We start from the raw sequence: 26,930 nt of genomic DNA, 5'->3' as shown, positions 1-26,930 counted from the left end.
TGAATTGACCGCGCAAGCCGTGGCAGCCATAGCATCCCGCATGGCTACAAACTCCCAGGACACCATCGCTGGCTCGCTCGGCATCGTGCGGCTTCCTCATGCATCCGGCCTCCCCTTGCCGGCCTACGAAACGGCGGGTGCCGCCGGCATGGATCTGCGCGCAGCCGTGCCCGAGGATCGTCCGCTGCTTCTGCTTCCCGGCCGTCGGGCGTTGGTGCCGACCGGGCTCGTCTTCGAGATTCCGGATGGCTTCGAGGGCCAGGTGAGGCCGCGTTCCGGCCTCGCCTTCCGGCATGGCGTGACGTGCCTCAATACGCCAGGCACCATCGACAGCGACTATCGTGGCGAGGTCCAGGTGCTTCTGATCAACCATGGCGGCGAGGATTTCGTGATCGAACGCGGCATGCGCATCGCCCAGATCGTCCTGGCGCAGGTCAATCGGCTTGCGGTCGAGGAGCGATCGCTGGCGAGCCAGACGACGCGCGGCGCCGGCGGTTTCGGTTCCACGGGCACCGCGTAGTGGCATCCTCTCCGACGCATCCCCGCCTCGTCATCTTCGACTGCGACGGCGTTTTGGTGAACACCGAGGAGCGCGCCAACCGGGTTCTCTCCGACTGGCTTACCACGGCGGGGCATGTCGCCAGCTACGAGGATTGCCGCCGGCTCTATTCGGGCCGCAGCATGAAGAGCGTCCAGGCGGAGATCGAGGAGGCAGGGCACGTTCTCGGCTTCGACCTGACGGAGCGCTGGTACGCCGCGATCGGCGACATCTTCGGCGCGGGCGTGGAGGCGATCCCGCATGTGGAACTGGTGCTCGATGCGCTGCGCGAGCGCGACGTCGCCTGGTGCGTCGCATCCTCGGCCAAGGTGGACAAGATGCATCTGACGCTCGGCTCCACCGGCCTGTTGCCGCATTTCCACTCCGTGCTCTACAGCGCGACCATGGTCGAGCGCGGCAAGCCCTTTCCGGACCTCTTCCTGCACGCGGCAACCGAAATGGGTTTTCAGCCGCGCGACTGCGTCGTCATCGAAGACAGTGTGCCGGGCAGCAGGGCCGGCGTCGCCGCTGGAATGCAGGTCTACTCCTACCATGCCGACCCGCACTCCGACCGTGACGCGCTTGCGGCCGCTGGCGGTATTCTCTTCGACGACATGCGAGACCTGCCGCGCCTCCTGTTTGGCTGATGCTTGACGCGAATTCGCGGTGAACGAAATCGCCGGGCATGCGTTTGGGAGGATGTGAACTTTCGGACACGAGGCCGCGCGCCGCGGCCGGACACGGGAAAGGAGTCGACCAATGCCCGCAATAAAAGATTCACGCATCATCATCCTCGCCACCAATGGCTTCGAGCAGTCGGAACTCGAGGTGCCGCTCAACGAACTGCGCAAGGCCGGCGCCCGCGTCGACGTCGTTTCGCTGAAGGAAGGCGAGATCACCGGCTGGGACAAGAATGACTGGGGCACCGCCGTCAAGGTGGACCACACGATTGCGGACGCCCGCGTCACCGCCTACGACGCGCTCGTTCTGCCGGGCGGCCAGATCAACCCCGACCTTCTGCGTGTCGAAGACGACGCGGTTGCGTTCATTCGCGAGTTCCACGCCAGCGGCAAGCCGGTCGCCGCGATCTGCCATGCGCCTTGGCTGCTGATCGAAGCTGGATTGATGCGCGGGCGAAGGGCCACGTCCTATCACTCCATCCACACCGATATGGAGAATGCCGGCGCGATCTGGGAAGACAAGCCCTGCGTGCGTGACGGCAACATGATCACCTCGCGAAAGCCCGACGATCTCGGCGCATTCGTCAAGGCGATCATAGACGCTGTCGAGGAGAACGCGTCAGCGCGAGTTGCGGCCGAGTAAAGTCCGCTCGGCGTTCGGTCGCTGAGTAGCGGATCAGTCTCGCGGCCGGGCAAGGCGGCGCAGGCGCCCTTCGGGGCTGCCGCGCCGCTTTTGCATTCTGGGCATGCAAAGCAGGCTTCTCGCGCGCGTCACCCTGTGCGATAGCTTCGCCTCCATTGGGAGGGAGCTTTCATGACGCTTACCGGTTTCGTCACCTATGCGGGGGCACTCGCCATCGCCGTGGCCATTCCCGGCCCTGGCGTTGTGGCGCTCATCGCTCGGGCACTGGGCTCAGGCTTCCGGCCCGCGGCCTTCATGGCGCTCGGTCTCGTGGCCGGCGATATAGTATATCTCACCGCCGTCGTCCTCGGCCTGGCGCTGCTCGCGCAGACGTTCGGTGCCGCCTTCGTTGTCATCAAATGGGTGGGCGTCGCCTATCTCGCCTGGCTGGCATGGACCTTCTGGCGCACCGGCATCACCACGACGATGGTCGGCGCGGACAGAAGCCGCGACGGGGCGATCGCCAGCATGCTGTCGGGTCTGCTGGTGACGCTCGGCAACCCCAAGGTGATGGTGTTCTATCTCGCGATCACCCCGACCATCATCGACATCGCAACCATCAGCCTCGCCGACTATGGTGTGCTTCTGGCGATCACGTCGATGGTGCTGCTCGTGGTGCTGGTGCCCTACCTGGCTCTTGCCGCCAAGGCGCGCTGGTTCCTGGCGACGCCGCTGGCGCTCAAGGCGCTGAACCGTACGGCGGCGGCGTTCATGGCCGGCGCAGCCGTGGCGATCGCGGCGCGCCAGTAGCGCCCGTGCGGCGGCGAAGCTAATAACTTGGAATCGCCGGTCGACATGCTAGGTTGACCACGAAGCGGCGGCGGGGAGCCGTCGCCATTGGAAGTATCTAGGGAGGATATTCATGAAGATCATCACCAGGAATCTGTTGGCTGCCGGCGTTATTGCCCTTTCGGCCGGTCTCGGGAGCACCGGTGCCAAGGCGCAGGAGTTCATCAACGTGCTCACCGGCGGCACGTCGGGCGTCTACTATCCGCTTGGTGTCGCGCTGGCGAAGATCTATGGCGACAACATCGACGGGGTGCAGACGCAGGTCCAGTCGACCAAGGCATCGGTCGAGAACCTCAATCTGCTCCAGCAGGGCCGTGGTGAAATCGCCTTCGCATTGGGCGATTCAGTCCAGGCTGCATGGGAAGGCAACACCGAAGCCGGCTTCCCGGGTAAGCTCGACAAGTTGCGCGCCATCGCCGCGATCTATCCGAACTACGTCCAGATCGTCGCTTCGCAGGAATCCGGCGTGACCGATCTCGAAGGGCTGAAGGGCAAGAGCCTGTCCGTCGGCGCCCCGGCATCCGGCACCGAACTCAACGCGCGCGCCATCTTCGAGGCCGCTGGCATGAGCTATGACGATCTCGGCAAGCTGGAATATCTGCCCTTTGCCGAATCCGTCGAACTCATCAAGAACCGCCAGCTCGACGCCACGCTCCAGTCAGCCGGCCTTGGCGTTGCCTCGATCAAGGATCTCGCAATCTCGCTTCCGACCAGCGTCGTCGCCGTGCCGGCGGAGATCGCCGAATCGATGGGCGCACCGTTCATCGCCGCCACGATCCCGGCTGGTACCTATGAGGGGCAGGCCGAAGACGTTTCGACGGTGGCAATCACCAACATCCTCGTGACCCATGACGGCGTTTCGGATGAGGTTGCCTACCAGATGGCGAAGCTGCTCTTCGAGAACCTCGACGACATGGTTTCGGCTCACGCGGCAGCGGGCGCGATCTCGGCTGATGAAGCCGCCAAGGGCCTGCCGATCCCGCTGCATCCGGGCGCCGAGCGCTATTACAAGGAAGCAGGCCTGCTGTAAGGCAGCCATCCAGGACGTGTATCGCCGGCGCGTTCCGACGCGCCGGCGCAGTTGACGGCACTTCACGACATCTTCGGAGCGAACGATGAGCAGGTCCACGCCCGGTCAGCCGGCGGAAGTGGCGGCGTCGATCCACGACCCCACCCATGGCAGTTTTCCGCTCGGGCGCGAGGGCCAGGTGCTGTTTTGGATCGCGGTGGCGTTTTCGCTCTACCAGGTTGGATCCGCAGCGCATCTCATCAACTTGCCGAGCCAGGTCGTCAGGGCTTTCCACGTCGGTTTCCTGATGCTGCTCGCATTTCCGCTCGTCGCCGCGATGACCGGGAAATCGGTACCGGTGCGCGCCGTCGCCTGGGTTCTCGGTGTGGCCGGCATGGCGGTGGCCTTCTATCAGTGGTGGGAATATGCGGCGCTCATCCAGCGCACCGGCTTCCCGCTGACGCGGGATATCATCGTCGGGGTTGTCGCGCTGGTCACCGTCTTCGCGGCGGCGTGGCTGGTGATGGGGCCGGCGCTGCCGATCATCTCGGGCATCTTCCTCGCCTACTGCCTGTTCGGCCAGTATCTGCCGCGCCCGCTCAACCACCGCGGCTACTGGTTCGACCAGGTCATCGACCACATGGCGTTCGGAACCGAGGGCATCTACGGCATCCCGATCTATGTGTCGGCCACTTACATCTTCCTGTTCATCCTGTTCGGCTCGTTCCTGGAACGGGCCGGCATGATCAAGCTGTTCACCGATGTCTCGCTCGGCCTTGTCGGCCATGCACGCGGTGGTGCGGCAAAGGTGTCGGTGATCTCATCGGGCCTTATGGGCACGATTTCCGGGTCGGGTGTCGCCAATGTCGTCACGACCGGCCAGTTCACCATCCCGTTGATGAAGCGCTTCGGCTACAAGGCGGCCTTTGCCGGTGGCGTCGAAGCCACCGCCTCGATGGGCGGCCAGATCATGCCGCCGGTGATGGGTGCCGTCGCCTTCATCATGGCCGAGACCCTCGGCATCGAATACTACGAGGTCGTCAAGGCGGCGATCGTCCCGGCGATGCTGTATTTCGCCTCGGCGTTCTGGATGGTTCACCTGGAGGCCGGCAAGCGCGGCCTGCTCGGTCTTCCGAAATCCGAACTGCCGTCTCCGATGCGGGCCATGCGCGAAGGCTGGTATCTGATCCTGCCGCTCGCCGCTCTCGTCTGGCTGCTCTTTTCCGGCTACACGCCGCTATATGCCGGCACGGTCGGGCTTTCGCTGACGGCGCTGCTGGTGCTCGGCGGCAGCGTGGCACTCGGACTGCCATCGATTGTGCTGCGCTATGTCTTCTGGATCGCGCTGGGTGTCGTGGCGGCCAGCTTCTTCCGGTTCGGCATCAATGTCGTGCTGTTGCTTGCGCTCCTGCTCATCGTTGCGAACCTGTTCGTCGCCGGTGGTCGCGACACGCTCGCAGCCTGTCGTGACGCGCTGGCCGAAGGCGCAAAGACGGCACTTCCCGTCGGCGTGGCCTGCGCCGTCGTCGGCATCATCATCGGCACGATGACGCTCACCGGCGTCGCCAACACGTTCGGCCAGTACATTGTCGCCGTCGGCGACACGTCACTGTTCCTTTCACTCGTACTGACGATGATCACCTGCCTGATCCTCGGCATGGGCATCCCCACCATACCCAACTACATCATCACCTCGACCATCGCGGGTCCCGCTCTGCTGGCGCTCGGCGTGCCGCTTATCGTCAGCCACATGTTCGTGTTCTATTTCGGCATCATGGCTGATCTGACGCCGCCGGTCGCTCTCGCCTGCTTCGCCGCTGCTCCGATCGCCCGCGAATCCGGCCTCAAGATCGCCATGGAGGCGCTGAAGATTGCCGCCGCGGGCTTCGTTATCCCGTTCATGGCGGTCTACACCCCCGCCCTGATGCTGCAGGATGGAGGCCCACTGGCGGAGTCGATCGGCTATTGGCCGGCCGTCGCCTACATCATCCTGAAGGCAGGATTGGCCATTGCGCTATGGGGGGCGGCCGTCATCGGCTTCCTGCGCGTGCGCCTGACTGCCTGGGAGCGTCTCTGGGCCGCAGGCTCGGCGGCTCTGATGATCGCAGCACTCCCCGTCACGGACGAACTGGGCTTCGCCTTCGCCTTCATGTTCCTTGCGTGGAACTGGTGGCGCAACCGCGGTGCAAATGACGGGGGCCGGGAAACGGTGGCGCAATGAGCCTGTGCATCCTTGCAGGCGGCAAGGCCATGACGCTTGCGGTGACGGCCTTCACGCTTGCCTGGACGCACTCGGTCGAGAAGACGGCCTGGGAAGAAGACTGGCGGATAACCGAAGCCGGCCTTCAACTCGTCGAGGCGCGCGTCAAGGGATCGGGTGCCGGCATGGAGCCGCCCGAAGGTGCGACGCTGTCCAACGGCTGGTGGCAGTGGACGCCGACGCTGCCCGCGCAGTCGAAACTGCTTCTCGCGGCATCCGGTGCCACGGCGTCAGGCTGGTCGCTATGTGCTGACGGTCAATGCCTGTCGCTCGGCGCGCAGGCACAAGAACCGGTCGCGGTCGAAGCCTGCGAGCGCTGATCTACTGGAAGCTGGCGTTCGACGGGACGCGGCGGATGCGTGCGCATGCCGGGCCGGGGCCACGCATGTAATAACGCTCCGGCCTGTAGGAAGGCGCGAGGAATTCGCGCAGCGCAACCAGCCTGCTGACGATATGAACCCAGATACTCATGTCTTGAACCCTGTCGCCGTCGGATGTCCCTTCCGATCGTGCCACCACCCTAGCGCGCATCCATGAATAAGCCGTGAACGCGATGTTAATCAGTTGCCGGAACGGGCCCGTTCAGCGGCGATTCGACGGCTTTTTCATGGCCTTGTTGCTGTTGTTGCTTGGGTGTTGCTTGCACGCCACAGTTGCGGTTGCGGCATCGGTAGGATTTGTCGCCGCGACGATGGAAAAACATGGAACCGCCATCTGCCGGCAACGTTGGAGGCGGGACGGGGAGAGTTCACACTCCCGCGCTTTTGGCGGCACCAACCGCCGCTGTGAGCCGTCCAACGAAGAAAGCACGAAAGGCTACGACGATGGGCATTTTTTCAAAAGACATCAAGACGATGGACGACCTGTTCGTCCACACGTTGCGTGACATCTATTACGCCGAGAAGCAGATTCTCAAGAATCTCCCGAAGATGATCAACAAGGCGACCAACCCTGAGCTCAAGAAGGGCTTTGAAAAGCACATGGCCGAGACAGAAGGCCATGTCGAACGTGTCGAAGAAGTCTTCCGCATGCATGGCGTCGAGGCGAAGGCGGTCAATTGCCCGGCCATCGACGGCATCCTGAAGGAAGCCGATGAAGTGGCGGGCGAGGTCGACGACGATCGCGTTCTCGACGCGGCACTGGTCGCCGCCGCCCAGGCCGTCGAACACTACGAGATGACCCGCTATGGCACGCTGATAGCATGGGCCAAGGAACTCGGCCGCAGCGATTGCGCGGCGATGCTGCAGAAGAACCTTGATGAGGAAAAGGCGACCGACAGCAAGCTCACCGAGCTCGCCGAGCGCCGTGTCAATCTTCAGGCGGCCGAATAGCCGCCAACGAGTAGTACGCCAGCGCGAGGCTCAATGCCTGGCTGGCTTTCCGGCCCGTCGCTTCTCCCATGCGGCGGGCCGATGCATGTTCGGAGGGTTCCGTGGCAACACGACTGTGCCTATGATGGACGCTTCATGATCTAAAGGGAGGTCGGCGACATGGCGGCAGTGCCACCGGTTTGCGAATTCGACTGGAAAGGGATCGACGCGATCCTGCCGGGAATTGACGGCAACGAACATCAGCTCTCGGAACTGGTCGGGCCCGGCGGGCTCGTCGTCGCATTCATCTGCAATCATTGTCCTTATGTGAAGGGCGTGATCGACCGGATCGTCAGGGACGCCGGCGACCTTCGCGAGCATGGCGTCGGCTTCGTCGCGATCAACGCAAACGACGCCGACGCATATCCAGAGGACTCCTTCGACAACATGAAGGTCTTCGCGCGCAATCATCGCATAAACTTCCCCTATCTCCACGACGCGGACCAGTCCATTGCGAGGGCCTATGGCGCTGCCTGCACGCCGGACTTCTTCGGGTTCAACGCCGATATGAAGCTGCAATATCGCGGCCGCCTCGACGCCTCGCGTAAATACGAGGTAGCAGACGGCCTGCGCCGCGATCTCTACGAAGCGATGGTCGAGATCGCCCGCAACGGCCAGGGCCCGCGCGACCAGGTCGCCTCCATCGGCTGCTCGATCAAGTGGAAGGACGGCAACGCGCCTGCCTGAACGCCGACCGGACGGTTTTCCCTGCCGCATTGCCGCTGGCGTGGTGGATGGGCACTCCGTGGCGCTGTGGCCCGTGTCCCTGACCGGGCAATGCTGGGGCCAGGGAGGAATGATGCATGAATGCGGCAGCACACGCGGACATAGACGGGCGATATGCCTGGACGAGGTTGCTCGTATCGGTGTTGATCGCCACGATCGGCAGCGTCGGCATGTGGTCGGTCGTTGTCGTGCTGCCTGCGGTGCAGGCCGAATTCGGGGTCGACCGCGCAGCGGCCTCGCTACCCTACACGATGACCATGGTCGGGTTCGCCTTCGGCAACGTCGCGCTCGGGCGGATCGTGGACCGCACGGGCATCTTCCTGCCGCTGGTGGCTTCGGCCGCCGCCCTGTTCGTCGGCTACGGGCTCGCGGCGATGGTCCCGTCGATCTGGGCGTTCGCCTTGCTGCAGGGGCTGATCGGCTTCGGCGCCTCCTCGACGTTCGGTCCGCTGATCGCCGATCTGTCGCACTGGTTCCGCAAGCGTCGGGGTGTCGCGGTTGCGGCCGCCGCCAGCGGCAACTATTTCGCCGGGGCGATCTGGCCGCTGGCGATGCAGTTGACGCTGCCGGACGAAGGCTGGCGCTTTACCTATGCCGCCATAAGCATTTTCTGCGCCGCGACCATGGTGCCGCTGGCCCTGCTGCTGAGGCGCCGCGCGCCGGGCGCGCTTCCCATGTCGGCGGGAGCGCCGGCGAGCACCGGCCAGACCCGAACGATCGACCTGTCGCCACGCGCGCTGCAGCTTCTGCTGGCGGTCGCCGGAATCGGTTGCTGCGTGGCCATGTCGATGCCGCAGGTGCACATCGTCGCCTATTGCGTCGACCTCGGTTTCGGCGTCGCGCGGGGCTCCGAGATGCTGTCGCTGATGCTGGTCGGCGGCATTGCCAGCCGCTTGGCCTCGGGCTTTCTCGCCGACTATATCGGCGGCGTGAAGACGCTTCTGATCGGCTCGGTGCTGCAATGCGCGGCGCTTGTCGCCTACATACCGTTCGACGGCCTGGCGTCTCTTTATGTCGTCTCGCTCGTCTTCGGCCTTTCGCAGGGCGGCATCGTGCCGAGCTATGCCATCATCGTGCGCGAATACCTGCCCGCGCATGAAGCGGGCCAGCGTGTCGGCATCGTCATCATGTCGACCATCGCGGGCATGGCGCTCGGCGGCTGGTTGTCGGGCTGGATCTACGACCTGACGGGTTCATACGCCGCCGCGTTCTGGAACGGCATCGCCTTTAACATGCTCAACATCGCCATCATGACCATGCTTCTGTGGCGCACCCGCATTCCTCGTATCCTCGCGGCCTGACGCAAACAGCCCCGTTGACACATTTGTTTCAGTTGAGTTCTATTGTGGAACGATTGTCTCATCGTGGGCTATGCCGTGTCCCTTCAGGAAATCTGGCAGCGTATCGAGTTTCGCTACGGCGCGTTTTCGCCGCAGCTTCGCCGCGCCGCGCGCTTCGTGCGGGAAAACCCGCAGGAGATCGCGCTGCACTCGTTGCGCGGCGTGGCCGGTCAGGCGGGCGTATCGCCGACCTCGATGTCGCGGCTTCTGCACGCGCTTGAATTCGAGAGTTGGGAAAGCTTCCAGGCCGATCATCGCACTTGGCTGACGGCTGGTTCCGCGAAGACGTTCTCCGACCGCGCCAACAGGCTCATCAGCGAGACGCGAAGCCCGGGCGCTGAAGATGTGCTTCTCGACAACATCCGTGTCGCCGAGGGGGCCAATCTTCGCTACGCGTTCGATCCCCACGCTCGGCCGAACCTAAAGCTGGCCGCCGATATGCTCGGAAGGGCCTCCGGCATCGCGATTGCCGGCATCCGAAGCTGCTATCCAGTTGCCTACAGCCTGCATTACACGCTCTCGCTCTTCCGCCCTGAAACGCGTCTGATGGGCAGCGTCGGCGGTGGCCTGCTCGACGATCTGCACCAGCTCGGCAAGGACGACGTGCTGGTGGTCATCTCGGTCGCGCCCTACAGCCGTGAAAGCGTGGAATTGACGAAGCTGGCCAAGCAGGACGGCGTGAGCGTCGTCGGCATTACCGACGGCCCGCTGACGCCCATCGCGCGGTCGGCGGACATCGTGCTGGTCGCCACCAATGACAGTCCGGCGCACATTCCGTCTCCGATCGGCCTCATCGCGGTAGCGCAGGCACTTGCCTCGCTGGTGCTTGCCCGCGCCGGAGACGGCGCGCTCATGGCGTTGCGTCGCCGCGAGGCGGCGCTGGAAACCATATCCGCCTACCTTCCCGAAGAGACCCAACGATGAGTGCCAACCAGACCCGCATCCTTCACCGTGAGCCGGCACGCGAGCTGCCGATGGCCGCTGCCGGCGATGGTCCGTTCATCATCGATACCGCCGGCAAGCGCTATCTCGATGCTTCCGGCGGCGCCGCAGTTTCCTGCCTCGGACACAGCGACCGCCGCGTGATCGAGGCGATCAAGGCACAGCTCGACCGGCTGCCGTTCGCCCACACGGGCTTTTTCACCAACGAGCCTGCGGAGGCGTTGGCCGAGCATCTCGTCCAGCGCGCGCCGGACGGTCTCGGGCACGTCTATTTCGTCTCGGGCGGCTCCGAGGCCAACGAAACGGCGATGAAGCTGGCCCGGCAGTATTTCCACGAGCGCGGCGAGCCGCAAAGGCGTCATTTCATCGCCCGCCGCCAGAGCTATCACGGCAACACCATCGCCGCGCTGTCGGTTGGCGGCAATGCCGGCCGCCGCGCCATCTACGAGCCGATCCTGCTGCCGGCGAGCCATATCGCTCCGTGCTTCGAGTACCGCAGCCGCCTGGCCGACGAGACACCGGAGGCGTATGGCATCCGCGCCGCGAACGAGCTCGAGGCGGAAATCCTCCGGCTGGGGCCGGAAACGGTGATTGCATTCATCGCCGAGACGGTGGTCGGCGCGACGATCGGCGCTGTGCCGCCGGTGCCGGGATATTTCCGGCGAATCCGCGCAATCTGCGACAGGCATGGAATTCTCCTGATCCTCGACGAGGTGATGAGCGGCATGGGGCGCACGGGCACCCTCCACGCTTGCGAGCAGGACGGAATTTCCCCGGACATCCTCACCTGCGCCAAGGGTCTTGGGGCGGGCTACCAGCCGATCGGTGCGGCGATCCTGTCGAACGACATCTACGACACCATCACCGGCGGCAGCGGCGCGTTCCAGCACGGCTTCACCTATATCGGCCATGCCACGGCCTGCGCCGGCGCGCTCGCGGTGCAGAAGGTGATCGAGGAAGACGGCCTGCTGGCGAACTGCCGGTCGATGGGCGGATTGCTGATGGAGCGGCTCCAGGATGCGTTCGGCGATCGCCCCTGGTTCGGCGACTTGCGCGGTCGTGGCCTGTTCGTCGGTCTCGAACTGGTCGAAGACCGGGAGACAAAGGCTCCCTACGACCCGGCGCTCAAGCTTTTCGGCCGCGTCAAGGCAGCGGCGATGGAGGAGGGGCTGATGGTCTATCCGGGCAGCGGTACCGTCGACGGGAAGGCTGGCGATCACGTGTTGATTGCACCGCCCTTCATCATTGGCGAGGACCACGTCGCGATGATCGTCGAACGGCTCGGGCGTGCCATCGAGGTTGCGCTGTCGCCGGCGGTCATGCCGCGATGACGCATCCCTTCGCCATTGCTGTCGCGCCCAACGGCGCCCGCCGCACCAAAGCGGACCATCCCCGCCTGCCGATGTCGCCCGCTGAGATCGCGCGTGATGCATCGGAAGCGCTGGAGGCAGGTGCGGCGATGATCCACCTCCATGTTCGCGATGCCGGTGGCATGCATACGCTGGACATCGATCTCTATCGCGAGGCGATGAAGGCGGTTCGGGACGCGGTGGGCGACGATCTGGTCATCCAGATCACCACCGAGGCAGTGGGGCGCTATGTGCCCTCACAGCAGATCGCCGTCATCGACGCTCTGCAGCCCGAGTCAGTTTCGATCGCGCTTCGCGAGATTCTGCCGGATGGCGGCGAAGAGCGCGACGTTGCAGCGCTGTTCGAGCGCATGGAAGCCGCCGGCATCCTCCATCAGCTCATCGTCTACGACGCCACCGAACTGAAGCGCCTAGATGCGCTGGCGGCGCGGGGCATCGTGCCTGACGCGCCGCTTGCGGTTCTCGCGGTGCTCGGTCGATACAGCGAACAAGGCGCAACGGACGCCGAGTTCGATGCGTTCCGCGATGCCGGCCTCTCGCGCCACCAATGGATGCTGTGCGCCTTCGGCCCGCGCGAGGCGCATTTCATGCAGCGCGCTGCACATTCGGGCGGACACGCCCGCGTCGGCTTCGAAAACAATCTCTGGTTGCCGGATGGCGCCGTGGCGTCCTCGAACGCCGCTATCGTGAGCGCGACGGCGACGGCGGCGCTGTCGTCGCAAAGAGAGCTTGCAACTGCCGAAGAATTGCGCAGGCTCTGGCGACGGCCTCCGCCCGCCGGTGCCGCATAGGTTTCGACCGCGGCGACGCGGCCAGGAAACCGGACATCGTGCACGGATGATCCGGTCGTTATCAACCATCCCTGAAGGGGAACGTGCAACAAGGAGACGCAGACATGACTTCCAGAAAACTGATCGGCCTCGGCCTTGCCATGGCGATGGGCGGTTCCCTCGCCGGCGGCGCCGCCAGCGCACAGGAGCAGCAGTTCGTGTCCGTCGGGACGGGCGGCGTGACGGGCGTCTATTATCCGGTCGGCGGGGCGATCTGCCGTCTGATGAACCAGACGCGTCGCGAACACGGCATCCGCTGCTCGGTCGAATCGACCGGCGGCTCGGTGTTCAACGTCAACGCGATCAAGGGCGGCGACCTGGAATTCGGCGTGGTCCAGTCCGACGTGCAGTACAACGCGTTCAATGGCGCGGCCAATTTCGAAGAGGGCGGCGCGCATGAGGACCTGCGTTCGGTCTTTTCGCTGCACGCAGAGCCGCTGACGGTGGTCGCGCGCGCCGAAGCGGGCGTGGCAGGCTTCGACGATCTCAAGGGCAAGCGCGTCAACATCGGCAATCCGGGTTCCGGCCAGCGTTCGCTCATGGACCTGCTGATCGCCGAGAAGGGCTGGACAAACGCCGACTTCGCGCTCGCGGCAGAGCTCGCGCCGGCCGAACAGAGCTCCGCCCTGTGCGACAACAACATCGATGCCTTCGCCTACACCGTCGGCCATCCGGCCGGTGCGATCCAGGAGGCGACCACCACCTGCGACAGCGTCATCGTTCCTGTCGAAGGAGAGGTTGTCGACAAGATCGTCGGCGACAATGCCTACTACTTCAAGGCGGTGATCCCGGGCGGCATGTATCGCGGCACCGACAGTGACGTGAATACATTCGGCGTCGGCGCGACGGTGGTCACCTCGGCCAATGTCGATGAGGAAGTCGTCTACCAGTTCGTCAAGGCGGTCTTTGACGACTTCGACAACTTCAAGAGCCTGCATCCGGCGATCGCCAACCTGACCCCTGAAGAGATGGTCGGCCAGGGCAACTCCGCGCCGATGCATCCGGGCGCGGAGCGCTACTACAAGGAACAGGGCTGGCTCCAGTAAGCCGGGATAATGTGGGGGCGTCCGATTGCCGGGCGCCCCTTTTTCATCCACGATGAGCGCCTGCTCAGCCGTGCATCAGGAGGGGAAACCAGATGACGAGTGATCCGCAGCCGGCTTCCGGCAACTCCTCCGCTCTCAGCGACGAGCAACTCCAGGATCTGGTAGCCTCATCGGATACCGGCGCGCGCAATCCAGCCGGGACGGCGGGCCTCGCGATTGCGGGGGTCGCGCTGTTGTGGTCGCTGTTCCAGCTCTACATCGCCTCGCCACTGCCCTTCATGCTGTCGCGCCTGACTGGCCTGGCGCTGGTTTTCAACGACACGCAGACACGCTCGATCCATCTCGCCTTCGGCGTCTTTCTGGCTTTCATGGCCTTCCCCGCCTTCGCGCGAAGCCCTCGCGACCGTATCCCGCTGTTGGATTGGGTGCTTGGTCTTCTGGCGGCCTTCTGCGCGCTTTACATCTTCATCTTCTATCGCGATCTCGCTCAGCGCCCCGGCCTGCCGATTACGCAGGACCTCGTTGCGTCCGGCATTGGCATGGTCCTGTTGCTCGAAGCGACCCGCAGGGCGCTCGGCCCGCCTCTGGTCGTGGTGGCGCTGGTATTCCTGGCCTATGTGTTCTTCGGCTCCTCGACGATCGTGCCGGACATCATCCGCTGGGGCGGTGCCTCGTTCTCCCGCGCGATGGACCAGATGTGGCTGTCGACGGGCGGCGTGTTCGGCGTCGCGCTCGGCGTCTCCACCGCATTCGTCTTTCTGTTCGTGCTCTTCGGCTCGATGCTGGACCGCGCCGGTGCCGGCAACTTCTTCATCAAGCTCGCCTTCGCCCTGCTCGGCCATCTCAAGGGCGGTCCGGCAAAGGCGGCGGTGCTCGCCTCGATGATGACCGGCCTGATCTCCGGCTCTTCAATCGCCAATGTGGTGACCACAGGCACCTTCACCATCCCGCTGATGAAGCGGGTCGGGTTCTCCGCTGAAAAGGCCGGCTCGGTCGAGGTGGCGAGTTCGGTCAACGGCCAGATCATGCCGCCGGTGATGGGCGCTGCGGCGTTCCTGATGGTCGAGTATGTCGGGATCTCCTACCTCCAGGTGATCAAGCACGCATTTCTGCCAGCGGTCATTTCCTACATCGCGTTGCTTTATCTGGTGCACCTCGAGGCAGTGCGGAACGACATGCCGTCGCTGCCCAAGCGCGTCCAGCACCCGGCGAGGATCGCACTGCTGCGGTCCGGCCTGGTCACGGCGTCGATCATCATCCTTGCCGGTGCGATCTATTACGCCATCAATTTCATCAAATGGCTGCTTCCCGCGATTTCCGCGCCCGTTCTGCTGCTGGCGCTGCTCGGTGTCTACGTCGTTCTGATCTGGTACGCGGCGCGCCAGCCTGATCTGGAACTGGACGATCCGAACGCCCCCGTTCTCGAGCTACCGATTGCCACGGAGGTGATCAAGACGGGTCTGCACTATCTCCTGCCGCTCTTCGTGCTCGTCTGGTTCCTGATGATCGAGCGTCGTTCGCCGGGGCTCTCGGCATTCTACGCGGTGGTGCTGCTGATCGTGATCATGCTGACCCAGAAGCCGCTGAAGGCGATGTTCCGAGGGCTTCAGCGCGAGGAGACGCGCGCCGCCTTCCGCGAAGGCTTCGAGGATCTGATTGCCGGCATGATTTCCGGCGCACGCAACATGATCGGCATCGCCTGCGCCACCGCGGCAGCCGGCATCATCGTCGGCACGGTGACGCTGACAGGCATCGGCCAGGTCATGGCGGAGTTCGTCGAGTTCCTGTCGGGCGGGAACATCTTCCTCATCCTCGTCTTTACCGCCGTCATCAGCCTCGTGCTCGGCATGGGGTTGCCCACGACGGCCAACTACATCGTGGTTTCCTCGCTGATGGCGCCGGTGATCGTCGAACTGGGTGCCGCGAACGGTGTCATCATTCCGCTGATCGCCGCGCACATGTTCGTGTTCTATTTCGGCATCATGGCGGACGTGACGCCACCCGTCGGGCTCGCCTCGTTCGCGGCGGCGGCGGTCTCGGGTGGCGATCCGATCAAGACCGGTTTCACGGCCTTCTTCTATTCGCTGCGGACGGTGCTGCTGCCGTTCATCTTCGTCTTCAACACGGACCTTCTGCTGATCGGAGTAGGCCTCGTCGGGGCGATCTGGATCACCATCAAGGCGACGTTCGCAATGTTGATCTTCGCGGCTGCAACGCAAGGGTTCTTCATGGCACGCTCGCGCCTGTGGGAATCCGCGGCATTGCTGCTGGTGACATTCATGCTGCTGCGCCCCGGCTTCTTCCTCGATCTCGTTCAGGCACCCTATGACCAGGTCGAGCCAGTAAGGGTTTTCGAGGTGATGGAGAACCAGCCGGACGGCGCCGAAGTGCGGCTGGTCATATCCGGGCCGGATTTCGACAATCCCGACCAGTTGGTCGAACGCACCATGGCGTTTGCACTTGGACCTGTTGGTGAAAGCGGCGAAGCCCGGTTCGAACGAGCCATGGGCATGACCGTCATGATGCAGGACGACGTCGCGGTTCTGGAAGAGCCGCTCGACATGAACAGCCTGGCGGGGCGCACATTGTCGGATCTCGATTTCTACGATCCCGACCGGCCGGTCCAGATTACCGCGATCGAAGTGGCGGCCGAACGCCTGCCGCGTGAAGTCTTCTACATTCCCGCATTTCTGATTTTCGGCCTCGTCGTCTTCACCCAGCGCAGGCGTGGCGGCACGGTGTTCGGCAACCCGAAGACGGTCTAGGGAGAAGCGTGATGTACAGGAACATCCTCGTGTCCGTCGACCTTGGCGATGTCGAGGGCGAAAGGGCGACGATCAACACCGCCGTCGACTATGCCAAGGTGTTCGGCGCCACGTTGCACGTAATGACCGTCGTGCCGGATTATGGCATGTCGATTGTCGGCGGCTTCTTCCCCAAGGAGCACGAGAAGCAGGCCATCCAGCTCGCCAACGAGGCGCTTCATCGCTATACGGCAGAGCAGGTTCCTGAGGGCGTCAGGCATCGCCATATCGTCGGGCACGGCTCGATCTACCGCGAGATATTGCGCTATGCCGGCGTCGTGGATGCAGACCTGATCGTGTTGTCTGCCGGCCGTTCGGGGCCGGAGGACTACCTGATCGGCCCCAACGCGGCGCGGGTCGTACGGCATGCGAAAACCTCGGTGCTCGTGGTGCGCGACGAGGCGTGACGGGGCTCCGCGTTCCGAAGGTACGGGAAAGATGAAGACAGTGAGGGAGAGCGGCGACAGCCGGCTTGAGGACGCGGCGCGCGCCGGGTGGCTCTATTACATTGCCGGCAACACGCAGGACCAGATTGCCGTCAAACTCGGCGTATCGCGCCAGTCTGCGCAGCGCCTGGTCTCGCTGGCCGTCTCCGAGGGGCTGGTCAAGGTCCGCATCGACCATCCGATCGCCACCTGCCTCGACCTGGCGGAGCGGTTGAAGGCGCGATTCTCGTTCCGCTTTGCCGAGGTGGTGCCCAGCGATCCCGAATCGGTCTCCACGACACTCGGTGTCGCGGAGGCCGCCGCCGCCGAGATCGAGCGCTGGCTGTCGATGCCCGAGCCGGTGGTGATGGCGATGGGAACGGGGCGGACGCTCAAGGCGGCGATCGAAAGGCTGCCGGCGATGGACTGCCCTCAACACAAGGTCGTCTCGCTCACCGGAAACATCGCACCGGACGGGTCCGCGGCGTTCTACAACGTTGTCTTCACCATGGCCGACAAGGTGAAGTCGCGCTCCTTCCCGATGCCGCTGCCGGTGATTGCGTCCTCGCCCGAGGAGCGCGAACTCCTGCATGGCCAGCAGTTGATCCGCGCGACGCTTGCATTGGCCGCGCAGGCCGACGTCACCTTCGTCGGCATCGGTGACTTGGGACCGAATGCGCCACTCTACGAAGACGGTTTCATATCGGCCGAGGACCTCGCCGCCTTGCAGACCGCCGGCGCCGTTGGAGAGATCGTCGGCTGGGCCTTTGATCGCGAGGGCCGACTGATCGACGGCATCAGCAACGACCGTGTCGCGTCGGCACCTTTGCCCTCGCCGGACGATGCGCTCGTCATCGCGCTTGCAATGGGCGAGCGCAAGCTGCCCGGCATCTACGCGGCCGCCAGCCGTGGCCTCGTCAATGGCCTCATCACCGACGAGCGGACGGCTGCTTCCCTGCTCGCAATGTAGCTTTCCGTGCGCGGGCGGTGTGCCGTCCGGCCCTATTCCTCGTGCCCGGAAGCGCCGCCTGGGTGCGTTGCAGCATCGAATCCGGCTTGACTCGGCCAAGCTGATGATGAGTAATTGCCCACAGCATAGGCAAATGCTCATGGCCAGGGAGGATTTCCATGAAACTCACGACTGCCCTTCTCGGGGCTTGCGCCACCATCGCGCTCTCTCAGGCGTCGTTCGCCGAGACCATCACGATCGCCACCGTCAACAATGGCGACATGATCCGCATGCAGCGGCTCACCGACGATTTCACCGCCAAGCACCCTGACATCGAACTGGAGTGGGTGACACTGGAAGAGAACGTCCTGCGCGAACGCGTCACCACCGACATCGCCGCCGGCGGTGGCCAATACGACGTCATGACGATCGGCAATTACGAAGTGCCGATCTGGGCGAAGCAGGGCTGGCTGCTCGAACTCGACGGCCTCGGCGACGACTATGACGTGGATGATCTTTTGCCCGCCATCCGCGGCGGCCTTTCGCTCGACGGCAAGCTCTATGCCGCGCCATTCTACGGCGAGTCGGCGATGATCATGTACCGCACCGATCTGTTCGAGGCTGCCGGTCTCGAAATGCCGGAATCCCCCACCTGGGAATTCATCGGCGAGGCGGCGCGCAAGATCACCGACCGCGAGAACGACATCAACGGCATCTGCCTGCGCGGCAAGGCGGGCTGGGGCGAGAACATGGCGTTCATCACCGCGCTGGCCAATTCGTTCGGCGGGCGCTGGTTCGATGAAAACTGGCAGCCGCAGTTCGACCAGCCGGAATGGAAGGAAGCGTTCCAGTTCTATGTCGACCTGATGAACGATGCCGGTCCCTCTGGCGCATCCTCCAACGGCTTCAACGAAAACCTGACGCTGTTCCAGCAAGGAAAGTGCGGTATGTGGATGGACGCCACCGTGGCTGCCTCCTTCGTCTCCAATCCGGATGACTCGACCGTTGCCGACAAGGTCGACTACGCCATCTTCCCGGATACCGGCAACGGCAATCATGGCCACTGGCTCTGGTCGTGGAACCTCGCGGTTCCGGCCAGCTCGACCAAGGCCGAGGCTGCCCAGACCTTCATCGCCTGGGCGACAAACAAGGCCTACACCGAACTGGTGGCGGAGAAGGAGGGTTGGGCCAACGTGCCGCCCGGCACGCGCACCTCGCTTTACGAGAACCAGGCCTACAAGGACGCCGCGCCCTTCGCCGAACCGACGCTGGAAGCGATGAACGCAGCCGACATCACCAACCCATCGGTCAAGCCGGTCCCCTACACCGGTGGCCAGTTCGTGGCGATCCCCGAGTTCCAGGGGCTCGGCACGACTGTCGGCCAGCTCTTCTCGGCGGCCCTTGCCGGCCAGTCCTCGGTCGACGACGCCCTTGCCCAGGCCCAGAACGTGGCGACGCGCGAAATGACGCGCGCCGGTTACATCAAGTAGGCTTCCTCCCGAAGCCAAGGCCGTCCGGCCCGGCAGCGGGCCGGGCGGCCTTCCCAGAAAGCCGATTGCGCAGCGGTGTCCTTTTTGGACCCGCGGGAAACCCTGACGATGGCCACGAAACAGACGCGTACACTGGCACGCCTGATGATGGCGCCCGCCGTCATCCTGCTGCTGATCTGGATGATCGTGCCGCTGTCGATGACGATCTGGTATTCGTTCCAGAACTACAACCTGCTCAACCCTATGACCCGCGGCTTCGCAGGGTTCTTCAACTACGAGTATTTCTACACCGATCCGGCCTTCTTCCAGGCGATCAGCAATACGCTGATACTCGTTCTGGGCGTGCTTGCGATTACCGTCATCGGCGGCATCCTGCTGGCACTGCTGCTCGACCAGCCGATTTTCGGGCAGGGGATCGTGCGCATTCTGATCATTTCGCCGTTCTTCGTCATGCCGCCCGTGGCGGCGCTGGTGTGGAAGAACATGATCATGCATCCGGGCTACGGCGTCCTCGCCGACATTTCCCGGTTCTTCGGCTTGCAGCCGGTGGACTGGTTCGCACAGTTCCCGCTCACGTCGATCATCATCATCGTTGCCTGGCAGTGGCTGCCTTTCGCGACGCTCATCCTTCTCACCGCGCTGCAATCGCTCGACGAGGAGCAAAAGGAAGCCGCCGAGATGGATGGCGCGAACTTCCTCAATCGTTTCTGGTATCTGACGCTGCCGCATCTGGCGCGCGCCATCACCGTCGTGATCCTGATCCAGACGATCTTCCTGCTCGCCGTCTATGCCGAAATCCTCGTCACCACCAATGGCGGTCCGGGCTATGCGTCGACCAATCTAGCCTTCCTCATCTACCGCACCGCGCTCCTGTCCTACGACGTCGGCGGCGCTTCAGCGGGCGGCGTCATCGCGGTCATCCTGGCCAACATCGTCGCAATCTTCCTGATGCGCGCCGTCGGCCGGAACCTGGACCGGTAAGGCGAGAAGGATCTGACACATGGCCCGCAGCATCTCCACTCGCCGCAAGATCATCGTCACACTCGCCGCCTGGGGCGTGGCCTTCGTGATCTTCTTCCCGATCCTCTACATGCTGATCACGTCGCTGAAGACGGAAGCCGAGGCGATCGCGGGCATCAGCCTGATCCCCTCCTTCACCTTCGAGAACTATGTCGAGGTGCAGACCCAGCGCGACTACTTCAAGCCGTTCCTCAATTCGGTGATCATTTCGGTCGGCTCGACGCTGGTCGCGCTCCTGATCGCGGTACCGGCCGCGTGGTCGATGGCGTTTTCGCCGACCAGGCGGACCAAGGACATCCTGATGTGGATGCTGTCGACCAAGATGATGCCGGCCGTCGGCGTGCTGGTGCCTTTGTTCCTGATCTTTCGCGATACGGGCCTGCTCGACACGCGCGTCGGGCTGACGCTGGTGCTGACCCTGGTCAACCTGCCGATCGTGGTGTGGATGCTCTACACCTATTTTCGCGAGATACCGGGCGAGATCCTGGAGGCCGCGCGCATGGACGGCGCGTCGCTGGCCGGCGAGATCATCTATGTGCTGACGCCCATGGCCGTGCCAGGCATCGCCTCGACCATGCTGCTCAACATCATTCTCGCCTGGAACGAGGCGTTCTGGACGCTGCGTCTGACGACGTCCAGCGCCGCACCTCTGACCGCCTTCATCGCGTCGTTCTCGAGCCCCCAGGGCCTGTTCTGGGCGAAGCTTTCCGCAGCCTCGACGCTCGCCATCGCGCCAATCCTCATCATGGGGTGGTTCTCGCAGCGGCAGCTGGTGCGCGGACTGACCTTCGGGGCGGTGAAATGACCGGTCCTGCGACGAAGGGAAACGCACGCGAAGGGAACGTCTTCCATGGGTAACATCACGCTCAACAACGTGCGCAAGACATTCGGTTCGACCGAGGTCATCCCGGGCATCGACCTCGAAATCGCCGACGGTGAGTTCGTCGTCTTCGTCGGCCCGTCCGGCTGCGGCAAGTCGACCCTGCTGAGGCTGATCGCCGGCCTGGAGGACCTGACCTCCGGCATGATCTCGATCGACGGGCGTGAGGTCACCGACGAGCCCCCAGCTAAGCGCGGCCTGGCGATGGTGTTCCAGTCCTATGCGCTCTATCCGCATATGAGCGTCTACAACAACATCGCTTTCCCGTTGAAGATGGCCAAACTCGACAAGGCGAGCATCGACAAGACGGTGCGCGCGGCTGCCGAGACGCTGAACCTGACGCCCTATCTGGATCGCAGGCCGGGCCAGCTCTCCGGCGGCCAGCGTCAGCGCGTCGCCATCGGCCGCGCAATCGTGCGCCAGCCCGGCGCGTTCCTTTTCGACGAGCCGCTGTCCAACCTCGATGCGGCGCTGCGCGGAACGATGCGGCTGGAGATCAGCGAACTGCATCAGCATCTGAAGACAACGATGATCTATGTCACCCACGACCAGGTCGAGGCGATGACCATGGCCGACAAGATCGTGGTGCTCAATGCCGGCAACATCGAACAGGTAGGCTCGCCGCTGGAGCTCTATCGCAGCCCGAGGAACCTCTTCGTCGCCGGCTTCATCGGCTCACCGCGCATGAACCTGATCAGCGGCGGCGAGGCGGAGCGCCTGGACGCCGCCACGATCGGCGTGCGGCCCGAACATCTGAATCTGTCGACCGAGAGCGGCAAGTGGAAGGGGACAGTCGGCGTCGCCGAGCATCTCGGCTCCGACACCTTCCTGCATGTCCATGCTGACGGGCTGGGCCAACTGACGGTGCGCGCCGACGGCGAATTTCCCGTCCACCACGGCGACACTGTCTGGCTGACGCCGGAGCCCGAGCGGGTGCATCGATTCAACGCCGGCGGCGAGGCGATCCGGTGAATCGACTGGACGGCAAATGCGCCATGATCACCGGCGCGGCACGCGGCATCGGTCGCGCCTTCGCCCAGGCCTATGCCCGCGAAGGCGCGACGGTGGCGATCGCCGACATCGATCTGGCGCGGGCGCGGGAAGCGGCTGAGGGGATCGGAAACGCAGCCTTTGCGGTACAACTCGACGTGACCGTCCAGGCCTCCATCGACGCTGCCGTTGCCGCCGTCGAGCAGCGAACCGGCGGCATCGACATTCTCGTCAACAATGCGGCCCTGTTCGACATGGCGCCCATCGTCGAGATCACGCGCAACAGCTACGAGCGGCTGTTTGCCGTCAATGTCGAGGGTGCACTTTTCACCATGCAGGCCGTGGCGAAGTCGATGATCGCGCGGGGTCGTGGCGGCCGGATCATCAACATGGCCAGCCAGGCCGGCCGTCGGGGTGAGGCTCTGGTGGCGGTGTACTGCGCCTCCAAGGCGGCGATCATTTCGCTGACCCAGTCCGCCGGGCTCGATCTCATCCGCCACAACATCAACGTCAATGCGATCGCGCCCGGTGTCGTCGACGGCGAGCACTGGGATCATGTCGACGCGCTCTTCGCCAGGCATGAAGGTCTGCCGCCGGGCGAGAAGAAGAAGCAGGTCGGTGCCGCCGTCCCCTATGGCCGCATGGGCCGTGCCGAGGATCTCACGGGCATGGCGATCTTCCTGGCCTCCGCCGAGGCCGACTATGTCGTCGCGCAGACCTTCAACGTCGACGGCGGGAACTGGATGAGTTGAGAATGGTACAGACACTTTCCCTGACCGCCCTGGACGATCTGCCTGAAAAGGTGGCGCGTCCTCTCTATGAGCGCGACCGGCTGTCGCCGGGCATCGTCCATTTCGGGGTGGGCAATTTCCACCGAGCGCATCAGGCCGTCTATCTCGACGAACTCTTCAATCAGGGGCATGGCCATGACTGGGCGATCGTCGGCGCCGGCGTGCTCAAGGCAGAAAGGACCGGCCGCGAAAAACTCGCCGCGCAGGACTACCTGACGACCGTCGTCGAGCAGGATAGCGGCCACATGGTCGCCCGCGTTACCGGCGCGATGATCGATTTTCTCGAGCCCGGCAACGCTGCCGCGATCATCGACAGGCTCGCCGATCCGTCCACCCGCATCGTCTCACTCACGATCACCGAGGGTGGCTATTTCATCGACCCGGCTTCCGGTGCGTTTGACCCGGACAATCCCGCGATACGGGCAGATGCCGCCGACATGGCGGCCCCGAATACGGTGTTCGGCCTGATCCTTGCCGGGCTGATGAGAAGGCGCGAGGCCGGCCTGATCCCCTTCACGGTGATGTCCTGCGACAACATCCCCGGCAATGGCCACGTCACCGAAGATGCCGTGGCCGGCCTAGCGGCATTGTTCGATCCCGAGCTGGCGCGTTGGGTGCGCGATGAGGTGGCGTTTCCCAATGCGATGGTCGACCGTATCACGCCGGCCACGACCGATCGCGAGCGCAAGATCCTGGCCGACGCATTCGGGGTCGGCGATTCCTGGCCGGTCTTTTGCGAGCCGTTCCGACAATGGGTTCTGGAAGATCACTTTCCCGCCGGACGCCCGGCCCTTGAGAAGGTTGGCGTCACGTTTGTGGATGACGTCGCGCCGTGGGAGCTGATGAAGATCCGTATCCTTAATGGTGGCCACGCGGCAATCGCCTATCCGGCTGCATTGATGGACATCCATTTCGTCCACGAGGCCATGGAGGAGCCGCTCATCCGCGGCTTCCTCGCCAAGCTGGAGCGCGAGGAGATCATCCCGGTCGTTCCGCCGGTACCCGATACCGACCTCGACGAGTACTTCGCGCTCATCGAGCGCCGCTTTGCCAACCCGAAGATCGGCGACACCATTGCGCGCCTGTGCCTCGACGGGTCCAACCGGCAGCCAAAATTCATCCTCCCGACCGTGGCCGATCGGCTGAAGGCGGGCGAAAGCGTTGCCGGCCTGTCACTGGTGTCGGCCTTCTGGTGCCGCTACTGCGAAGGAACCAGTGATTCCGGCCGCCAGATACCACCCAACGATGCCAGCGCCGAGCGCTTGAAGGAACGGGCGCTGGCGGCACGCCAGGACCCCAACGCCTTCCTGGCCATGGCAGACATTTTCGGCAATACAGGCACGTCGCCCTTCTTTGCCGAGTCGTTTGCCCGCAACCTGCGCATGATCCGTGACAAGGGCGCGCGAGGCGCATTGCAAACCTATCTTGCCGGTGGTGCCTGACCGGCCATCGGAGTGTCGCATGAAAACCGCAACCGACCTCGTCATCTTCGACTGCGATGGCGTGCTCGTCGACAGCGAGCCGATCTCCATCGCGGTGATGCGCGAGGTGATCGCGCGTGCCGGCCACGACATCGACGAGGCGCTGGCCTACGAGCTGTTCCTCGGCCGATCGATGGTGACGATCACCGCCACGTTGGCTAAACGTTTCGGCCTCGATTTTTCCGGCGATCACCTCGAAGCGATGCGCGAAAGCATGGCGGCGCGGTTCCATGCCGAGCTGAAGGCCATCGACGGAATACGTGAGGCGTTGGAGACGCTGCCGCATCGGCGCTGCGTGGCCTCGTCGAGCCGTCCGGAACGCATCCGGATGTCACTGACGATCACCGGCCTGCTGGACCTGCTGGAGCCGGCTATCTACAGTGCGACGATGGTCAAGCGAGGAAAGCCGGCACCTGATCTCTTCCTGCACGCCGCCAGCGAGATGGCGGCGGCGCCGGAGCGTTGCACGGTCATCGAGGACAGCCCCGCCGGCATCGTGGCGGCAAAGGCGGCTGGCATGCGCGTCTTCGCCTTCTCGGGCGGGTCCCACGCGGTGGCCGGGGGGCTCCACGCCGCGTTCCAGACGCTGGCCCCCGATCTCGTTTTCGACGACATGCGGCGCCTGCCGTCTTTGCTCGCCGAGGCGGATGCGTCGTGACCGCACCGCTTGTCTGCGCCGTGGATGTCGGAACCGGCAGCGCCCGCGCGGGCATACTCGACCGCACCGGCGTGATGCTGGGTCGCGCGGAGCACCCGATCCGCATGAACTGCCCGGAGCATGATCATGCCGAGCATGATTCCGAAGATATCTGGGAGGCGGTGTGTTCGGCGGTGCGGCAGGCAGTGGCGGCGTCGGGAGCAGACACGGGCGACATTGCTGGTATTGCTTTCGACGCGACATGTTCGCTGGTCATGCGCGATGAAGGTAAGCGACAGCTAACGGTTTCGACGACGGGCGATGCCCACTGGGATACCATCGTCTGGCTCGATCACCGCGCCATCGGCGAGGCGGACGAATGCACGGCGACCGGCCACAAGGTGCTCGAGCATGCCGGCGGCGTGATGTCGCCGGAGATGCAGGTGCCCAAGCTGATGTGGCTCAAGCGCAACCTGCCGACGAGCTGGGAATCGGCCGCGCATTTCTTCGATCTCGCGGATTTCCTGACCTTCAAGGCCAGCGGCTCGCTGGCCCGCTCGCAATGCACGCTCACCTGCAAGTGGACCTACATGGCCCGCGAGGCGCAGGGCTGGCGCCACGATTTCCTCGCCGCCGTCGGGCTTGCCGACATGCTCGAGCGCGGCGGCCTGCCCGATCGTGCGACGCCCGTCGGCAGCGACCTCGGACCCCTGACGCCGGAGGCGGCCGCCGCCCTGGGCCTGACGACGTCATGCCGGGTGGCGGCGGGAATGGTCGACGCCTATGCCGGCGCGCTAGGCGCACTCGGCGGCTTCGCCGCCGATCCGGCCGACATCGAGCGGCACATGGCTCTGATCGCCGGGACGTCGAGCTGCGTCATGGCGCTCTCGCGCGAAAGACGATCCTTTGCCGGCGGCTGGGGCCCCTATTGGGGCGTGACGCTGCCGGACCTGTGGATGATCGAAGGCGGCCAGTCCGTCTCGGGTGGCTTGCTCGACCATGTCATCCGCCTGCATGGCGCGGGCGGCGAGCCGGATGCCGCGATGCACGGTCGCATTGGCCAACGCATAATGGAACTGCGGGCAGGCGAAGGGCTCGATCTGGCGGGGCGAATGCACGTGCTTCCCGACTTCCACGGCAACCGCTCGCCGCTCGCCGATCCGCACGCCGTCGGCGTCATTTCGGGCCTAACGCTGGACGCGTCATTCGACAGCCTGTGCAGGCTTTATTGGCGCACCTGCGTCGCGATCGCGCTCGGCGTGCGCCATATTCTGGATACTTTGAATGACGGCGGCTTCGTCATCGACACGCTGCATGTGGCCGGCGGCCACACCCGAAATCCGATCCTGATGGAACTCTACGCCGATGCAACCGGCTGCCGCGTCGTGGAGCCGGAAGCCGGCGAGGCGGTGTTGCTCGGCTCCGCGATGGCGGCATCGGTCGCGGCAGGGCTCAATCGGTCGCTTGCGGAAGCCGGCATGGCGATGCGCCAGACGGGTCGCGAGCGAGCACCCAATCCCGCTGCCCGCGCGCGGTTCGACCGCGACTATCGTGTCTTCCTTGAAATGCATCGCCAACGCCGCGCGCTCGATCGGCTGGCGTGAGCCAACGGCGTCAGAACGCCTTGAAGGTCAGCGTGGTCAGGGATCGCATGATGCCCGGCACATTGGCGATGTTGTCGTTGATGAACTTGCCGATATCGACGCCCTCATCAATGTAGATCTTCATCAGCAGATCATAGTCGCCGCTGGTCGAATAGAGTTCCGAAGCGACTTCGCGCTTGAACAATTCGTCGGCAACCTCATAGGTCCTGCCCGGCGAAACCTGAAGCTGCACGAATACCGCTCTCATGGGACAATGCTCCGATGGTGTGTCGCGTCT

27 protein-coding genes are annotated in these 26,930 nt (G+C 64.3%); 25 read left to right on the top strand and 2 right to left on the bottom strand.

Annotated features, from left to right (window positions below; translation table 11 throughout):
- The first annotated feature begins 40 nt into the window (after positions 1 to 40).
- The 7 genes from dut (at position 41) to AAFN84_RS11805 (ending at position 6,278) form a co-directional block, all read left to right on the top strand.
- Positions 41 to 520, top strand: a complete 480-nt coding sequence (gene dut / locus AAFN84_RS11835) for a dUTP diphosphatase (protein WP_347514752.1) — start codon at positions 41 to 43, stop codon at positions 518 to 520.
- Complete coding sequence (locus AAFN84_RS11830; protein WP_347514751.1) at positions 520 to 1,185, top strand: HAD family phosphatase; 666 nt, start codon at positions 520 to 522, stop codon at positions 1,183 to 1,185. Before dut ends, AAFN84_RS11830 begins: the two co-directional genes overlap by 1 nt.
- Positions 1,186 to 1,297: 112 nt before the next feature.
- The gene (locus AAFN84_RS11825) at positions 1,298 to 1,861 is read left to right on the top strand and encodes a type 1 glutamine amidotransferase domain-containing protein (RefSeq protein WP_347514750.1); all 564 of its coding nucleotides are present in this window, start codon (positions 1,298 to 1,300) and stop codon (positions 1,859 to 1,861) included.
- A 171-nt stretch (positions 1,862 to 2,032) separates the two neighbouring features.
- Positions 2,033 to 2,650: a LysE family translocator gene (locus AAFN84_RS11820; RefSeq protein WP_347514749.1), complete on the top strand. Its 618-nt coding sequence runs from the start codon at positions 2,033 to 2,035 to the stop codon at positions 2,648 to 2,650.
- Positions 2,651 to 2,762: 112 nt separating this feature from the next.
- The gene (locus AAFN84_RS11815; protein WP_347514748.1) at positions 2,763 to 3,719 is read left to right on the top strand and encodes a TAXI family TRAP transporter solute-binding subunit; all 957 of its coding nucleotides are present in this window, start codon (positions 2,763 to 2,765) and stop codon (positions 3,717 to 3,719) included.
- A gap of 85 nt (positions 3,720 to 3,804) precedes the next feature.
- Positions 3,805 to 5,919 (top strand): TRAP transporter permease, encoded by a 2,115-nt coding sequence (locus AAFN84_RS11810; protein WP_347514747.1) that lies wholly within the window; start codon positions 3,805 to 3,807, stop codon positions 5,917 to 5,919.
- Complete coding sequence (locus AAFN84_RS11805; RefSeq protein ID WP_347514746.1) at positions 5,916 to 6,278, top strand: DUF1850 domain-containing protein; 363 nt, start codon at positions 5,916 to 5,918, stop codon at positions 6,276 to 6,278. Before AAFN84_RS11810 ends, AAFN84_RS11805 begins: the two co-directional genes overlap by 4 nt.
- A 1-nt stretch (position 6,279) precedes the next feature.
- On the opposite strand, the gene AAFN84_RS11800 is transcribed toward AAFN84_RS11805, so the two are convergent.
- On the bottom strand, positions 6,280 to 6,429 hold the full coding sequence (locus AAFN84_RS11800; protein WP_347514745.1) for a hypothetical protein: 150 nt from the start codon (positions 6,427 to 6,429) through the stop codon (positions 6,280 to 6,282).
- A 353-nt stretch (positions 6,430 to 6,782) separates the two neighbouring features.
- Between AAFN84_RS11800 and AAFN84_RS11795 the strand changes: the two genes are divergently transcribed.
- From AAFN84_RS11795 to AAFN84_RS11710, 18 genes are all read left to right on the top strand, one after another.
- Entirely contained in the window at positions 6,783 to 7,289 is a 507-nt protein-coding gene (locus AAFN84_RS11795) for a ferritin-like domain-containing protein (RefSeq protein ID WP_347514744.1), read from the top strand.
- Between the two features lie 159 nt (positions 7,290 to 7,448).
- A complete protein-coding gene (locus tag AAFN84_RS11790) occupies positions 7,449 to 8,015 on the top strand; it encodes a thioredoxin family protein (protein WP_347514743.1) in 567 nt (188 codons plus the stop codon).
- A gap of 116 nt (positions 8,016 to 8,131) precedes the next feature.
- Positions 8,132 to 9,355, top strand: coding sequence for an MFS transporter (locus AAFN84_RS11785; RefSeq protein WP_347514742.1), 1,224 nt, complete (start codon positions 8,132 to 8,134; stop codon positions 9,353 to 9,355).
- Positions 9,356 to 9,430: 75 nt separating this feature from the next.
- Positions 9,431 to 10,318, top strand: coding sequence for a MurR/RpiR family transcriptional regulator (locus AAFN84_RS11780; protein WP_347514741.1), 888 nt, complete (start codon positions 9,431 to 9,433; stop codon positions 10,316 to 10,318).
- The gene (locus AAFN84_RS11775; RefSeq protein ID WP_347514740.1) at positions 10,315 to 11,667 is read left to right on the top strand and encodes an aspartate aminotransferase family protein; all 1,353 of its coding nucleotides are present in this window, start codon (positions 10,315 to 10,317) and stop codon (positions 11,665 to 11,667) included. Before AAFN84_RS11780 ends, AAFN84_RS11775 begins: the two co-directional genes overlap by 4 nt.
- Entirely contained in the window at positions 11,664 to 12,497 is an 834-nt protein-coding gene (locus AAFN84_RS11770; RefSeq protein ID WP_347514739.1) for a 3-keto-5-aminohexanoate cleavage protein, read from the top strand. Before AAFN84_RS11775 ends, AAFN84_RS11770 begins: the two co-directional genes overlap by 4 nt.
- 140 nt (positions 12,498 to 12,637) lie before the next feature.
- Positions 12,638 to 13,582, top strand: coding sequence for a TAXI family TRAP transporter solute-binding subunit (locus AAFN84_RS11765; protein ID WP_347515118.1), 945 nt, complete (start codon positions 12,638 to 12,640; stop codon positions 13,580 to 13,582).
- A 92-nt stretch (positions 13,583 to 13,674) separates the two neighbouring features.
- Positions 13,675 to 16,347 carry a TRAP transporter permease gene (locus tag AAFN84_RS11760; protein WP_347514738.1) on the top strand — a complete coding sequence of 891 codons (2,673 nt, stop codon included), beginning with the start codon at positions 13,675 to 13,677 and terminating at the stop codon, positions 16,345 to 16,347.
- 11 nt (positions 16,348 to 16,358) lie between these two features.
- Positions 16,359 to 16,793 (top strand): universal stress protein, encoded by a 435-nt coding sequence (locus AAFN84_RS11755; RefSeq protein WP_347514737.1) that lies wholly within the window; start codon positions 16,359 to 16,361, stop codon positions 16,791 to 16,793.
- 31 nt (positions 16,794 to 16,824) lie between these two features.
- Positions 16,825 to 17,781, top strand: a complete 957-nt coding sequence (locus AAFN84_RS11750) for a sugar-binding transcriptional regulator (RefSeq protein ID WP_347514736.1) — start codon at positions 16,825 to 16,827, stop codon at positions 17,779 to 17,781.
- Between the two features lie 158 nt (positions 17,782 to 17,939).
- The gene (locus AAFN84_RS11745) at positions 17,940 to 19,250 is read left to right on the top strand and encodes a sugar ABC transporter substrate-binding protein (protein WP_347514735.1); all 1,311 of its coding nucleotides are present in this window, start codon (positions 17,940 to 17,942) and stop codon (positions 19,248 to 19,250) included.
- Positions 19,251 to 19,358: 108 nt separating this feature from the next.
- The gene (locus AAFN84_RS11740; protein WP_347514734.1) at positions 19,359 to 20,231 is read left to right on the top strand and encodes a sugar ABC transporter permease; all 873 of its coding nucleotides are present in this window, start codon (positions 19,359 to 19,361) and stop codon (positions 20,229 to 20,231) included.
- Between the two features lie 19 nt (positions 20,232 to 20,250).
- On the top strand, positions 20,251 to 21,075 hold the full coding sequence (locus AAFN84_RS11735; RefSeq protein ID WP_347514733.1) for a carbohydrate ABC transporter permease: 825 nt from the start codon (positions 20,251 to 20,253) through the stop codon (positions 21,073 to 21,075).
- 45 nt (positions 21,076 to 21,120) lie between these two features.
- Entirely contained in the window at positions 21,121 to 22,122 is a 1,002-nt protein-coding gene (locus tag AAFN84_RS11730) for an ABC transporter ATP-binding protein (protein ID WP_347514732.1), read from the top strand.
- Positions 22,119 to 22,892, top strand: a complete 774-nt coding sequence (locus tag AAFN84_RS11725) for an L-iditol 2-dehydrogenase (protein WP_347514731.1) — start codon at positions 22,119 to 22,121, stop codon at positions 22,890 to 22,892. Before AAFN84_RS11730 ends, AAFN84_RS11725 begins: the two co-directional genes overlap by 4 nt.
- 2 nt (positions 22,893 to 22,894) lie before the next feature.
- The gene (locus tag AAFN84_RS11720) at positions 22,895 to 24,373 is read left to right on the top strand and encodes a mannitol dehydrogenase family protein (protein WP_347514730.1); all 1,479 of its coding nucleotides are present in this window, start codon (positions 22,895 to 22,897) and stop codon (positions 24,371 to 24,373) included.
- A 19-nt stretch (positions 24,374 to 24,392) separates the two neighbouring features.
- On the top strand, positions 24,393 to 25,070 hold the full coding sequence (locus AAFN84_RS11715) for an HAD family hydrolase (RefSeq protein WP_347514729.1): 678 nt from the start codon (positions 24,393 to 24,395) through the stop codon (positions 25,068 to 25,070).
- Positions 25,067 to 26,653 (top strand): FGGY-family carbohydrate kinase, encoded by a 1,587-nt coding sequence (locus AAFN84_RS11710; RefSeq protein ID WP_347514728.1) that lies wholly within the window; start codon positions 25,067 to 25,069, stop codon positions 26,651 to 26,653. The genes AAFN84_RS11715 and AAFN84_RS11710 overlap by 4 nt, the downstream gene beginning before the upstream one ends.
- Before the next feature lie 10 nt (positions 26,654 to 26,663).
- On the opposite strand, the gene AAFN84_RS11705 is transcribed toward AAFN84_RS11710, so the two are convergent.
- Positions 26,664 to 26,900: an Lrp/AsnC ligand binding domain-containing protein gene (locus AAFN84_RS11705; protein WP_347514727.1), complete on the bottom strand. Its 237-nt coding sequence runs from the start codon at positions 26,898 to 26,900 to the stop codon at positions 26,664 to 26,666.
- Between the last annotated feature and the right edge of the window lie 30 nt (positions 26,901 to 26,930).

The sequence above is a fragment of the Mesorhizobium sp. CAU 1741 genome (genome assembly GCF_039839275.1).
Classification (GTDB): domain Bacteria; phylum Pseudomonadota; class Alphaproteobacteria; order Rhizobiales; family Rhizobiaceae; genus Aerobium.
The sequence above is the reverse complement of the archived record's forward strand: the minus strand, read 5'-3'. Positions and strand labels throughout refer to the sequence as shown.